A 13,027-nucleotide genomic window follows, 5' to 3' on the forward strand; every position below is an offset into this window, starting at 1 on the left:
CATGAATTACACAGCTAGCCTTATTGCTCTGGGTGGCTTCTTCTTATGGGTTGTTATTGCGACCTTGATATGGGCAAGAAGAATGAAAAAACTCAAGGAAGAATATTCTAAAAACCAATCAAAATTCACAAATTAATTGATACATCATTTTTCATCTTTAGATACATACTTATTGGTGAAAATGATTAAAAATTATGTATGATCATTCAACTATTAAAAAGAGTGATGAAAGGTGTTTTGTTTTTCTTAGGCTCTATCTTTAGATGGCCTGTTCAAAATACAAAGGATTTCCTGATTTTTCATTCTTATCTCTTGGGTCTATATGCGATAACTTTTTTGCTTGGAAAAATAGGTTTAGAAATCTCTAATCTCATTTTTACAGTTGGTTTAATAGCACCAATCGGCTATCTAATTTATAACGGTCTCCCTTTGGATTGTCTTAACTATAAGTCTGCAATTGAAAGGGAATTAAAATCTCTAAATTAAAAAAACTAAAGATTTTTTATTAAGTAAACTTATAAAACTTGTATTACCTCGCTAACTTCTGGAATCATTTCCCTGAGTTTTCTTTCAATACCCATTTTTAGGGTCATCGTGCTACTGGGACAACTTCCACAAGCCCCTTGAAGTCTAACTTTGACTATTGGCCCATCTATTTCAGCTATCTCTACATTACCTCCATCAGCCATAAGAAAAGGTCTTAATTCATCAAGAACCTTTTCAACGTTTTCTGTGGTTAGTGCAAGAGTTTCGTCGGTCATTTCAACTTCCTTAATTTGATTTTGCTTAGCTTAGTTAATTGCAGGATAGTCTATATGTAATCTTGATAAAGATTTTGCCTAATACCAGTTTCTCAGATTCAGCAAATACTTATGACGCAATACTAGTCGGTGCAGGAATCATGAGCTCAACTCTTGCAGTCCTTCTACATGAACTTGAGCCGGAATTACGATTGCTGATAGTTGAGAGATTACCTTCTGCTGGTTTGGAAAGTAGCTGCGCCAAAAATAATGCTGGAACAGGACATGCTGCCAACTGTGAACTTAATTATACTCCTAGCCAAGAGGATGGATCTATTAGTACTAGCAAGGCTTTTCAAATAAATAAATCCTTTGAGCAAAGTTTGGAATTTTGGGCATCTTTGACAGAAAAAGGGAAATTGATACCAAAAACTTTTTTAAATAAGTTGCCACACATCAGTCTTGTTTTTGGAGATAAAGATATTTATTTGCTTAAAAAAAGATTTTCTGAACTTAGTTCTCATGCCGCTTTTGCACAAATGGAATTTACTGAGGATCATGGTGAATTAAAAAATTGGATTCCATTGATTATGGAAGGTAGGAAACAGAGTGAGAAGATTGCTGCGACAAGAATTCAAAGAGGAACTGATATTGATTTTGGTAATTTAACTCGCTCATATATTAACCAAATTGAAGAGGCAAATTCTATTGAGATTAACTACTCCACTAATGTTGAAAATCTTCAACAAGATAATGAAGGAGATTGGTATTTATCTTTAGAAGGAGGAGTAAAAAACAATAGAATTGTCAGATCAAAGTTTGTTTTCCTCGGGGCTGGAGGAGGAGCTTTGACTCTCTTGCAAAAATCGAGAATTCCAGAAGGATTGTCATATGCAGGTTTTCCTGTCAGCGGTAAATGGTTGATTTGTGAAGAGGAAAGATCAACAAAGTCACATAATGCAAAAGTTTATGGAAACGCAGCAGTTGGAGCTCCACCAATGTCTGTGCCTCACTTAGATACAAGATGGATAGACGGGAAAAGGTCTCTTTTGTTTGGTCCTTTTGCAGGATTTAGTTCAAATTTTTTAAAATATGGATCAAAATTGGATTTATTCAGATCCATTAAAACAACAAATCTTTTCTCTATGTTGCAAGCAGGATTTGGAAATATTGATTTAGGAAAATACTTGTTAAATCAATTAACACAAACAAATGAAGATCGAATTGAAACTTTAAAAAAATTTCTCCCTATGGTTTCACCTAATGATTGGAAACTTTCAATTGCAGGACAGCGTGTTCAAATCATAAAACAAACCCCTAAAGGTGGCGTTTTAAAAATGGGGACAGAAGTTGTTACCTCATCGGATGGATCTTTAGCTGCTTTGCTTGGGGCTTCTCCTGGGGCAAGCACAGCAGTAACAATCATGCTTGAAGTTTTAAACCGTTGCTGGTCTGAAAAAATGAAATCAAGTAAATGGAAAAGTAAAATGTTAGGGCTTTTCCCAAGCCTTGGGTCAGATATTAATTCAAATCAAGAAGTACTTTTGGCAATTCGCAAAAGAAACGATTTCTTACTTAAATTAATTTAAAACTTTAGTATTAGTGAGTTATATTTAATCTTTATTCAAATTTATTCAAAGTTGAATTGATAAACAAAGATCCTGCTCCTCTAATTGCTTTCGAATGACTAATGTTCCCATTTCTCGTTTAAGGAACTTCTGCATAATTGCTCATATTGACCATGGCAAATCAACCTTGGCAGACAGACTTCTTCAGGATACTGGCACTGTCTCCTCCAGAGACATGCAAGAACAATTCTTGGACAATATGGATCTAGAGAGAGAGAGAGGGATAACTATAAAATTACAGGCTGCTCGCATGAATTATAAAGCTGATGATGGAGAGGAATATGTCTTGAATTTGATTGATACACCAGGCCATGTTGATTTTTCCTATGAGGTATCTAGATCATTACAGGCTTGTGAAGGTGCCTTGCTGGTCGTCGATGCTAGTCAAGGAGTTGAAGCTCAAACTTTGGCCAATGTTTATCTCGCCTTGGAAAATGATTTGGAAATTATTCCTGTGCTTAATAAAGTTGATTTACCTGGTGCTGATCCTGAGAAAATCAAAAATGAGATTGAATCAATTATTGGTTTAGATACATCCAAAGCAATTTCCTGTTCTGCTAAAACAGGGCTTGGCATTCCAGAAATACTGCAAGCGGTAGTAGATAGAATACCTTCTCCTCAAGATAATCCTGATCAAGCTACAAAAGCACTTATTTTTGATTCTTATTACGACCCTTATAGAGGGGTGATTGTTTATTTCAGAATCATGAGTGGTGGCATAAATAAGAAAGACAAGGTTTTACTTATGGCTAGTAAAAAAAGTTATGAGTTAGATGAAATAGGTGTTATGGCTCCTGATCAAGTAAAAGTAAATTCTCTCCATGCAGGTGAAGTTGGATATTTAGCTGCATCAATCAAAGCAGTAGCTGATGCAAGAGTTGGAGATACGATCACGTTGCAGGATAGGCCTGCTGAAGAAGCTTTGCCAGGTTATACAGAAGCCAAGCCAATGGTTTTTTGTGGGTTGTTCCCTACGGATGCTGATCAATATCCAGATCTAAGAGAGGCTCTAGATAAATTGCAGCTTTCCGATGCAGCTCTGAAATATGAACCTGAAACAAGTAGTGCAATGGGATTTGGCTTTCGTTGTGGATTTTTAGGTTTATTGCATATGGAAATTGTTCAAGAGCGTTTAGAACGCGAATACGACTTAGATTTAATTGTTACTGCACCCTCAGTTATTTATAAAGTGAAAATGGTTGATGGGGAAGTCTTGATGATCGATAATCCAGCTACACTTCCAGATCCTCAAAAACGTGAAACCATAGAAGAACCTTACGTTCGGATGGAAATTTATGCTCCTAATGATTACAACGGAACTTTAATGGGTCTTTGTCAGGAAAGAAGAGGAGACTTTATTGATATGAAGTACATAACGACTGATAGGGTTACGCTTATTTACGAAATACCCCTTGCAGAAGTTGTAACCGATTTCTTTGATCAGATGAAAAGTAGAACGAAAGGATATGCTTCTATGGAATATCATTTGATTGGCTATAGGCCAAATAATCTAGTTAGATTAGACGTATTAATTAATTCAGAGCGGGCAGATCCTTTAACGACAATTGTTCATAAAGATAACGCTTATGGTATTGGTAAAGGACTTGTTGAGAAATTAAAAGAACTTATTCCAAAACAGCAATTTAAGATTCCTTTGCAGGCTTCAATTGGTAGTCGAGTTATTGCAAGTGAGGGTATTAGTGCTTTACGAAAAGATGTTTTATCTAAATGTTATGGAGGCGATATCTCAAGGAAAAAGAAATTGTTAAAGAAACAAGCAAAAGGGAAAAAAAGGATGAAGTCGATGGGGAAAGTAGATGTTCCCCAAGAGGCTTTTATGGCTGTCTTGAAATTAAATAATGATTAATAGTTATTTTTATGATTTTGTTTATTTTGGATAGAGCTTATCTCGCTTGAATTATTTATAAAATATGAGACTTCCTGATTTCCTTTTTCTTTGGTTAGATTTGTCCATATAAAACCTATAATTATTATTGCTGCAATGGTTATCGAAAGCTCACCAACAGTGAGACCATCATTCTTTAAATTCATCTTAAATTGTATGTATTCTTTTATTTAAGCAATTTTTTTTTTATTTTCTACCTTTTAAAGCTAAATTTAATTAGGTCTTATTATTTGAGCATTGAATATAAGAGATTTTTTAGGACGAAGGAATATGTCGACAAGATTATTGTTCGTTGGAATGATCATTCTATCCGTATATGTAGGGATTTCTATCCTTATCCCATTATTAATATCTTTTAAGGTCGTACCCAATGGTGAATTTGGCTTAGGGAATCCGATTTTCTCAGCCCCATCCTTGGTGCACTGGTGTGGAACAGATCGACTAGGAAGAGATGTTTGTATTAGAACTTTGGCTGCGAGTGGAGTTGCGTTGCAAGTGGTTTTTGTCGCCGTTTCTCTTGCAGTTCTAGTAGGAATACCTTTGGGACTAGTGAGTGGCTACATCGGTGGTGTTTTGGATAGAATTTTAGTCCTTCTTATGGACACTCTTTATACCATCCCTGTTCTCCTCCTTTCTGTGGTGATGGCATTTTTACTGGGAAGAGGCATATTAAATGCCTCAATAGCATTGTGCGTGGTTTATATCCCTCAATATTTTCGACTTGTTAGAAACCAGACTTCACAAGTTAAATCAGAACTTTATGTTGAGGCGGCAATATCAATGGGGGCTTCCCCTTTATGGGTAATAAGAAAATACCTTCTGAAAAATGTTCTTACTTCTGTCCCAGTGGTCTTAACACTAAATGCTGCGGATGCTGTATTAGTACTTGGGGGATTAGGATTTCTTGGATTAGGTCTTCCTGAAAATATTCCAGAATGGGGAAGTGATTTAAATATGGCATTAGTTGCATTGCCTACTGGTATTTGGTGGACAGCGCTCTATCCTGGTATGGCTATGTTCGTTTTGGTTTTGGGACTATCCTTTATCGGAGAAGGCTTAGAGAAATTAATAAGTGAAACTAGCTAGATGAATTCAGCATATTTGAGGTTTTGATTTAATATCTCATTTTTTCTGTTCTTGGGAGATTGTCTATAATTTCACCTTTTTCATTAAGATCTGGATATTTTCTACCTTTGCTTTCACACCATTTTGCGACTTCTGGATAAGCCCACTCAAAGATCTTTTCTTTGTATGTTTCTTTGCTCATGCCCTCTCCTTCTTCGGGCATTATATTTGCTACTTGTCGTTGTCTAATCGCTTCAAACAGTAATGCTGAAGCTGCGACTGATACATTTAACGATTCAACCATTCCTCTCATTGGAATATGTATATGCTTATCTACTAGACTCGTCGCCTCCTCACTAATACCCCATTTTTCAGCACCCAAAACAAATGCTGTTGGCCCATTGAAATTACATTTTCTGTAGTCAATTGATTTAGGATTCAAGTTCGTACCATATAATTTAAAACCTTTTTTTTTAAGGACTTTTATTGCTTCGGTAGTCTCTCTATATTGGTTTACTTTGACCCATTTCTGGCTTCCTTGAGCGGTGCTATTAAAAGTTAAAAATTTTTCTTTGTTAAAGATTGCATATGCCTCAAGAACACCAACAGCGTCACAGCTTCTGATTATGGCTGAGAGATTATGAGGCTTTTCGACATTTTCAATTAAGACTGTAAGATCAGAAATTCTTTTATTAAGTACTGATTTTAGACGCTCAAAACGTCTAGGTAATAGAGGCATTTCTAATTATTTATGAGAGAGTTGGTGCTCTTTGATGAGATGAGTAGTTTTAATTGTTTTATGGAACAATTAAAATGAACAAATTGATTAGATAAAAAACTATTGATTAAAATATTACACAAAAAAAAGCTCCTGCCCATTGAACAGGAGCTTTTTTTGTGTAATTTAAGTTTCTTTGTTCTTAGAAACTAAATGCAGTTTCAACAACAACACCAGAATCATCATCACCAGTACTTGTATCTTCTACTGTGAAGAAACCAGGAGTGATTGATACATTGTCGTTCAATGCATAAGTGTAAGAAACTTCAAATCCTGTTGAATCTAAAGAATCACTACCATCAACATCAGTTGTGTTGTAAGCAGCACTTAATGTTCCAGGACCAACTTCGTAGTCAACACCGATGAACAAATCAGTTGCATCAGCACCAGTTTCTGGATCATTTGTGTCATAAGCAACGCTGAATGTCGCATCAATTGACTCTGGGCTGTAGTAGATACCACCACCAAAGGTGTCATATCCAGCTCCAGCATCGCCGTCGTTAGAAGCGATTACTAGACCGCCACCAAAGCCGTCTCCGTTGTAGCCAAGAGTGAAAGTTGAAACATCATCAGCATCATCAGCATTAATACCTTTGGTTGCGTCAGTACCACCAAGAGATATGAAGCTAGCAGAAGCAACTACGCCGTTGTCGTTAGACCAAGCAACAGCAACACCAGGACCAGTTTCGTTCCCAGCCAAAGAGTAAGGCATAGCGCCTAGTCTGAATGCATCTGAATAAGCAGATGGTGTCGCAGCAACAACATCATCCTGATCAACCAAAGGACCAGCAGTTACTTCTAGATCGCCAACAGGGAACGAATAAAATAAAGACTGAACATCTAGATCACCTGTCTCAGCACTATCCATGCTTGCAAGTGGGCCACTAGCATTACCAGCTACGATACCTGCGTAGAAAAGATCTTCTCCTGTGAAGCTAGAAGAAACATCAAGGCTATATGCATATTGCATATAAAGCTCTTCTTCTGTATCTGTAGTTCCGCCGTCAGAAACAGAACCAACAGTGAAATAAGCACCACCAGAAAGAGATGTTGTAGATGAGAATGCAGTATCTGCGTTAACTGCAACAGGAGCCATCAGGCCCAAAGCTGCTGGAGCTACCAATAAACGTTGAAAAAGCTTCATTGTGTCCTCACACATATAAGAAGTGATCCAAACCTAGCCCCATAATGATAGGTCTAAAAGTATCTTATGTTACACCTTCTGAGTTGGACTACCTCCCTGCTTCCTTTCAAAGTGTCTGTAATAACTGATTTCTTGATTTTTTGAGCTCTATTCATTTCGTTTATGGATTACTGTTAGCTGGTTTTGAATAGTTGCTTTTGAGTAACAATCTTTTGCAGATAAAAGGATTAGTGGCAAGAAAAGCTGCTTTGGAAGTTATTCAAGCAGTAGGTGGAGGAGCATTTGCAGATGTTGCGCTAGATAGGACTTTTAATGTTTATTCACTCAAGTCGATTGATAAAGCTTTAATAACTGAACTTTCTTATGGCGCAATTCGTCAAAGGTATTTTTTAGATCGCTGGATAGATTTTTTGGGAAAAGTACCGGCTAAAAAGCAACCTCCGATATTGAGATGGCTATTGCACCTTGGGCTTTATCAAATCTTAAAAATGGAGCGAATACCTCCAGCTGCTGCTATCAACACAACTGTCGAGCTTACGAAAACTCTTCATTTGAAAAAGCTTGCTCCTGTTGTTAATGGTATTTTGCGATCGGCTCTTCGAAGTAAAGAGAGAGGTCTTTCACTACCTAAGTCTGAAAACCCGGCTTTTGAGCTAGCTAAAAATGAGTCAATACCTCTTTGGTTGGCAGATGAATTGATTGCTTGGAAGGGACTAAAAGATGCTCGTAAAATTGCACAAGCATTCAATAGCGTTAGTCCCATTGATATAAGAGTGAATAAATTACGTGCAGATATAAAAGATGTACAAGAAATTTTTTATTCCTTTGGCATTGAAAATCATTTAATTCGAGGTTGTCCTTTTGGCTTGGAAGTCCCTGCAGGTGTTGGTGATCCTAAAAAATGGCCAGGATATGAAGAAGGGAAATGGAGTGTTCAAGATAGATCTTCACAGTTAATTGCTCCATTATTAGGACCTTTGCCTGGAGAAAAGATCCTTGACGCTTGCGCTGCACCAGGAGGTAAATCAACACATATTGCTGAATTAATTAGGAATGATGGCAAAATTTGGTCTGTTGATCGATCACCCCGAAGATCTAAAAAAATATCAGTCAATTCTGAGAGGCTTGGAATCAATTGTTTAGAACTAGTTGTTGCTGATTCTAATGATTTGTTAATAAAACATCCTGAATGGAATGGGTTTTTCGACCGAATACTAATTGATGCTCCATGCTCTGGATTAGGCACTCTTTCCCGCCATCCTGATGCAAGATGGAGAATGAACAGAGATAATATTAAGAATCTTGTTTCACTTCAAAGTCAGCTACTAAATTCTTTATCTCCTTTGTTAAAAAGTGGAGGCAAATTAGTTTATTCCACTTGCACTATTCATCCTGATGAAAATTTTAATCAGATAAAAAACTTTCTTCAATTAAAGTCTGAATTTTTATTAGAATATGAAAAACAAATTTGGCCCGGAGAAGAAGAGATTGGAGATGGATTCTATATTGCAGTTTTAAATAAATTTAAAAATTCATAAAAATATAGATGTAGAAGTAAATAAAGTCTTAGATAGTCTTAAATTTATTGCTTAAACTCAAGACTTGATTTTATAAACTAATTAAGGAGCTATGCCCTATTGCTATTGCAGTTACAAGCATTCCTAAAATGAGAAATGGTTGTGCGCTGGCTTGGTATTTAACATCAAATTTTAATGGATCACGTAATAGCCATATGTCTTGAAATGTTATTTGAGGAATTATAAGTAAAACCAGAATAACAGATGCAAAATGTTGTCCAATTGCTATTAAAACTACGACCATAGCTAGCTGAAAAATATCAATCATTCCGGCACTAATACGACTTGCATTTTTAATACCAAAAACAACTGGTAGTGAATCAAGTCCTAGACTTTTGTCCCCTTCCACACTCTTGAAATCATTTATCACAGCAATTCCTAACCCTGACAGGCTGTAGGCAAGAGTTAGTAGGGCTGTTGTCCAGGTTAAGTGTCCAAATAGAGCTTGTCCCGCCCACCAAGGTAAAGCTATATAGCTGGCACCAAGTGCATAATTTCCAAGCCAACCATTTTGTTTTAGTTTTAAAGGAGGTGCTGAGTAAATAAAACTTACAAATGATCCACCTAATGCCAGAAAGAGGACTGATGGAATTGTGTGATGTGCCCATAAATCCAATAAATATGCAACTCCTAAACCAGCTATTAGTAGAACCCAAATTTGTAATTTGACTTGAAAAAGGGAAATCGCCCCTGATGGTATGGGTCTATTAGGTTCATTAATTGCGTCTATTTCTCTGTCAAAGTAATCATTGATTGTTTGCGTGTATCCAGTTAAGAGGGGTCCGCTCATGAGCATGCAACTTATCGAAGCTAGAACGTTGCTTAATTCCCAATGGAAATTGCCACTGGCAGCCGCTCCACATATGACTCCCCAAAGTAATGGAATCCATGTGATTGGCTTCATTAATTGCAAACGAAGCTTCCAGATGTTTTTTGTTTCAGAACCTCCTTTTATTCCAAGGAGTTGCCTTGCATCACTCACTTTTTTATCTCAGGGTTAAGAAACTTCATCTTCAAAGAACCAATGTTTGCTTCCATCATTCATTTTAATTACCACTCCAATTCCGCCCCTCCCATCAGTCATTTTATAGTCAATTACAGTACCTCTAGGGTCTTCTGATAGTTGGTCTATCAAATAAGAAGGTATGCGATCTCTTACACGTTCAATATTAATCTTAATTTTTGAACCTATCCTTGAAAGGGAGGTTGGCTTAGCCATGGAATTAAATTGATTAATTTCGGGCACCTTAACAGTTCCTCTGTTTAAAAATCATGGTTGCTTTAAGATTGATCCCTTGTCTTGATGTTTCAAACGGTCGAGTAGTGAAGGGTGTTAATTTTGTTGGATTGCGTGATGCGGGAGATCCAGTTGAATTGGGATGCAGATACAGCAAGGCTGGGGCTGATGAATTGGTCTTTCTTGACATAACAGCTACACACGAAAAAAGATCTACTTTGGTTGAAATGGTTAGACGCACTTCCGAAGCTGTAACCATTCCTTTTACTGTTGGAGGAGGCATAAGTTCATTGAATGGAATAAATGAATTACTTAGAGCAGGAGCTGACAAAGTTAGTTTAAATTCTAGTGCGGTTAAAGACCCTTCCTTGATTTCTCAAGGGGCAGATCGTTTTGGCTCTCAATGCATTGTTGTTGCAATAGATGCAAAAAAGAACAAAGATATTCCTAATAAGTGGGACGTTTATGTAAGTGGTGGACGAACAAATACTGGTTTAGATGTCATTGAATGGTCAGAAAAAGTATTTCAGCTTGGTGCAGGGGAAATCCTATTAACTTCGATGGACGGTGATGGAACTCAAAATGGTTATGACATTGAGCTTACTAGGTCAGTTTCGGAGAAAGTTCCAATACCAGTAATAGCCTCTGGAGGTGCTGGTTGCTTGAGCCACATCAAAGAGGCCTTTACTCTAGGAAAATCTTCAGCTGCTCTCTTGGCTTCCCTTTTACATGATGGACAATTAACTATCAGAGAAATAAAAGAATATTTAATTAAAGAGAATTTATCTATAAGACCAATCGAATGATAAAGATTTTCATGAAAACACTGATAAAAAAATTATGAATTAATATTTTATGGAAGTTAAATATTTTTCTATATTTATATGAGACCTGGTAACACTAAGGCTATTGAGGAAATGTTTAATTCCATTTCTTCAAAATATGATTTTCTAAATGATATATTTAGCTTTGGATTACATAGGTTTTGGAAAAGAAAATTGTTGGATATTCTTAATCCGATTTATGGTGAGAAATGGATAGATCTTTGTTGTGGAACGGGAGATATGTCAATACTTTTGGCTAGATATATGAAAAGTTCGAAAAATATTACAGGGGTAGATACAGCTTCTAAAGCATTATTAGTTGCGAGAGAAAGATCTAAAAGAAAATATTCTTCAATTAAATGGATAAATGCTAATGCTCTCCAAACTAATCTCAAATCCAATGAATATGATGGGCTGTTGATGGCTTATGGCTTAAGGAATCTTTCTAGTTCTTATGAGGGGCTTAGAGAGGCTTTTAGAGTTTTGAAACCAGGTGGAAGGGCAGGAATATTAGATTTTCGATCTTTTGAAGGATATCCCATCCAAGGTCTTTTCCAAAAAATTTATCTAAGTCTTTATGTCGTTCCAATCGCATCACTCTTTGGATTAGGAAAGGAATATTTATATATAAAAAAAAGCTTAGTTAATTTCCCCTCAGGGGCAAAACAAATTCAATTAGCACTTTCTGCTGGCTTCAAGAAAGCAGAATATCAAACATTAGCAATAGGACAAATGGGAATTTTGTTACTTGAAGCCTAAGTTGAATAGCTCAATCTATTCTCAATTCTTTTCTTCTACAAAAACTACATCTACCCCACAATTTAATTTCTCCCTTAGGAGAGGGCACCTTGCAAAAAGGACAATTGGTGATTCCATTTTTTTCAGTTCTACTTGGATGATTTTCCCAAATTTCTTTTTCAGTTTCTCTTTTGATTAAATTTATTGGATAATGTTGTCTAATCCGGATCTCTTTTATTTGATATCCATGTGATTTTAAAGATTCAATTAACTCCAAACGGTTGTACAAAAGCGCTTGTCTCCATTGTGGATGGCTTGCTCCAATAGTTAGAACTTTATTTTTTATGTTAAGTGGCGTGCAATTTGCCGCAAGTTGCTCACCCGCTATTTCTACCCAATCTTGAATAAGACCTCCTACATTTCCTTCCCATGAGGACTTGATTTCTTCTAAGCATGTATATATTGACTTCTCCCTTTTTGCTTTTGTTTTATGCTTTAAGTCTTCTAAAATCAATTTAAATTAGACACTAATGATGAGTAAGTGCTTAAATCTAGCTAATATTTTTAAGATTGCATGAAAAATCCTAATGGGATTATTAGATAGGTTAAGTCGCTTGCTAAGGGCAAATCTAAATTCTTTTGTGAGTGATGCAGAAGATCCAACAAAAATACTTGATCAGTCTGTTGCTGATATGCAAGATGACTTAGTGAAGCTTCGTCAGGCGGTAGCTATTGCCATTGCGAGTCAAAAAAGATTAGAGAATCAGGCAAATCAAGCACAAGAGCAAATTCAAAATTGGTTGTCTAGAGCTGAATTAGCATTGAAAAAAGGAGAGGATGATCTAGCTAGAGAAGCATTAAGTAGAAAAAAAACCTTTCAGGAAACTTTTCAATCTTTAACAACTCAATCTCAAACACAAATTGGTCAAGTTGAAAAACTTAGAAAAAGTCTTTTGTTATTAGAAAGAAAGATCGCGGAGGCCCGAACGAAAAAAGATATGCTCAAAGCAAGAGCTCAAGCTGCCAAAGCTCAGCAAAAAATTCAAAATGCGGTCGGAGATTTGGGCAGCAAGTCTGCTATGGCTGCATTTGAAAGAATGGAGGATAAAGTAGAGGCATTGGAAGCAACTGGGCAAGCAGCCTTAGAGTTGGCTGGCGAGGATCTAGAAAGTAAGTTCGCAGCACTGGAGGGAGGAGGTGATATAGAAAAAGAATTAGAGACATTGAGGAGTCAATTAAAATCAGGAGTTGAGGCAATAGCTTTGCCTCCATCCGATTTAGATGTTGATGAAGTAAAGACTGTAGAAATTCAAGAAGTCGAAATTGAATTAGAGGAGATGAAGAAGTCAATGGATAAGGCTTGATTATTTAAGAACAAATGACTCTGCCA

The 13,027-nt window shown here is 36.5% G+C and carries 16 protein-coding genes; 9 read left to right on the top strand and 7 right to left on the bottom strand.

Going from position 1 to position 13,027, the window contains the following annotated elements; translation table 11 throughout:
* The first annotated feature begins 1 nt into the window (after window position 1).
* Together AC6EIW_RS10205 and AC6EIW_RS10210 are read left to right on the top strand one after the other, a co-directional pair.
* Window positions 2-136: a hypothetical protein gene (locus tag AC6EIW_RS10205; protein ID WP_498520499.1), complete on the top strand. Its 135-nt coding sequence runs from the start codon at window positions 2-4 to the stop codon at window positions 134-136.
* A gap of 62 nt (window positions 137-198) precedes the next feature.
* Entirely contained in the window at window positions 199-486 is a 288-nt protein-coding gene (locus tag AC6EIW_RS10210) for a hypothetical protein (RefSeq protein WP_498520500.1), read from the top strand.
* 29 nt (window positions 487-515) lie between these two features.
* Here AC6EIW_RS10210 and AC6EIW_RS10215 read toward each other — a convergent pair whose 3' ends face one another.
* Entirely contained in the window at window positions 516-761 is a 246-nt protein-coding gene (locus AC6EIW_RS10215; protein WP_498462270.1) for a NifU family protein, read from the bottom strand.
* Between the two features lie 140 nt (window positions 762-901).
* Here AC6EIW_RS10215 and AC6EIW_RS10220 point away from each other — a divergent pair, with 140 nt between their 5' ends.
* On the top strand, window positions 902-2,329 hold the full coding sequence (locus AC6EIW_RS10220) for a malate:quinone oxidoreductase (protein WP_498521647.1): 1,428 nt from the start codon (window positions 902-904) through the stop codon (window positions 2,327-2,329).
* A 94-nt stretch (window positions 2,330-2,423) separates the two neighbouring features.
* Window positions 2,424-4,235 (top strand): translation elongation factor 4, encoded by a 1,812-nt coding sequence (gene lepA, locus AC6EIW_RS10225; RefSeq protein ID WP_498506782.1) that lies wholly within the window; start codon window positions 2,424-2,426, stop codon window positions 4,233-4,235.
* Here lepA and AC6EIW_RS10230 read toward each other — a convergent pair.
* Entirely contained in the window at window positions 4,232-4,420 is a 189-nt protein-coding gene (locus AC6EIW_RS10230; RefSeq protein WP_498520501.1) for a hypothetical protein, read from the bottom strand. The genes lepA and AC6EIW_RS10230 overlap by 4 nt on opposite strands.
* 124 nt (window positions 4,421-4,544) lie before the next feature.
* On the opposite strand from AC6EIW_RS10230, the gene AC6EIW_RS10235 reads away from it, so the two are divergent.
* Window positions 4,545-5,360, top strand: coding sequence for an ABC transporter permease (locus AC6EIW_RS10235; protein WP_498520502.1), 816 nt, complete (start codon window positions 4,545-4,547; stop codon window positions 5,358-5,360).
* Window positions 5,361-5,388: 28 nt separating this feature from the next.
* Here AC6EIW_RS10235 and trmH read toward each other — a convergent pair whose 3' ends face one another.
* On the bottom strand, window positions 5,389-6,078 hold the full coding sequence (gene trmH, locus AC6EIW_RS10240; RefSeq protein ID WP_498520503.1) for a tRNA (guanosine(18)-2'-O)-methyltransferase TrmH: 690 nt from the start codon (window positions 6,076-6,078) through the stop codon (window positions 5,389-5,391).
* Between the two features lie 181 nt (window positions 6,079-6,259).
* On the bottom strand, window positions 6,260-7,261 hold the full coding sequence (locus AC6EIW_RS10245; RefSeq protein WP_498519881.1) for a porin: 1,002 nt from the start codon (window positions 7,259-7,261) through the stop codon (window positions 6,260-6,262).
* 191 nt (window positions 7,262-7,452) lie between these two features.
* Between AC6EIW_RS10245 and AC6EIW_RS10250 the strand changes: the two genes are divergently transcribed.
* The gene (locus AC6EIW_RS10250; RefSeq protein WP_498520504.1) at window positions 7,453-8,799 is read left to right on the top strand and encodes a 16S rRNA (cytosine(967)-C(5))-methyltransferase; all 1,347 of its coding nucleotides are present in this window, start codon (window positions 7,453-7,455) and stop codon (window positions 8,797-8,799) included.
* 70 nt (window positions 8,800-8,869) lie between these two features.
* Here AC6EIW_RS10250 and chlG read toward each other — a convergent pair whose 3' ends face one another.
* Together chlG and petP are read right to left on the bottom strand one after the other, a co-directional pair.
* Window positions 8,870-9,820 (bottom strand): chlorophyll synthase ChlG, encoded by a 951-nt coding sequence (chlG, locus tag AC6EIW_RS10255; protein ID WP_498506786.1) that lies wholly within the window; start codon window positions 9,818-9,820, stop codon window positions 8,870-8,872.
* Window positions 9,821-9,835: 15 nt separating this feature from the next.
* The gene (petP, locus tag AC6EIW_RS10260; RefSeq protein WP_011823230.1) at window positions 9,836-10,057 is read right to left on the bottom strand and encodes a cytochrome b6f subunit PetP; all 222 of its coding nucleotides are present in this window, start codon (window positions 10,055-10,057) and stop codon (window positions 9,836-9,838) included.
* A 53-nt stretch (window positions 10,058-10,110) separates the two neighbouring features.
* Here petP and hisF point away from each other — a divergent pair, with 53 nt between their 5' ends.
* Window positions 10,111-10,881 carry an imidazole glycerol phosphate synthase subunit HisF gene (hisF, locus tag AC6EIW_RS10265; protein ID WP_498520505.1) on the top strand — a complete coding sequence of 257 codons (771 nt, stop codon included), beginning with the start codon at window positions 10,111-10,113 and terminating at the stop codon, window positions 10,879-10,881.
* Between the two features lie 78 nt (window positions 10,882-10,959).
* Window positions 10,960-11,658 carry a bifunctional demethylmenaquinone methyltransferase/2-methoxy-6-polyprenyl-1,4-benzoquinol methylase UbiE gene (gene ubiE, locus AC6EIW_RS10270; protein ID WP_498520506.1) on the top strand — a complete coding sequence of 233 codons (699 nt, stop codon included), beginning with the start codon at window positions 10,960-10,962 and terminating at the stop codon, window positions 11,656-11,658.
* 10 nt (window positions 11,659-11,668) lie between these two features.
* Here the strand turns inward: ubiE and AC6EIW_RS10275 are convergent, their stop codons facing one another.
* A complete protein-coding gene (locus AC6EIW_RS10275; RefSeq protein WP_498520507.1) occupies window positions 11,669-12,151 on the bottom strand; it encodes a DciA family protein in 483 nt (160 codons plus the stop codon).
* A gap of 73 nt (window positions 12,152-12,224) precedes the next feature.
* Between AC6EIW_RS10275 and AC6EIW_RS10280 the strand changes: the two genes are divergently transcribed.
* A complete protein-coding gene (locus tag AC6EIW_RS10280; RefSeq protein ID WP_498520508.1) occupies window positions 12,225-13,001 on the top strand; it encodes a PspA/IM30 family protein in 777 nt (258 codons plus the stop codon).
* The last annotated feature ends 26 nt before the right edge of the window (window positions 13,002-13,027 follow it).

Source organism: Prochlorococcus sp. MIT2308 (genome assembly GCF_059772345.1).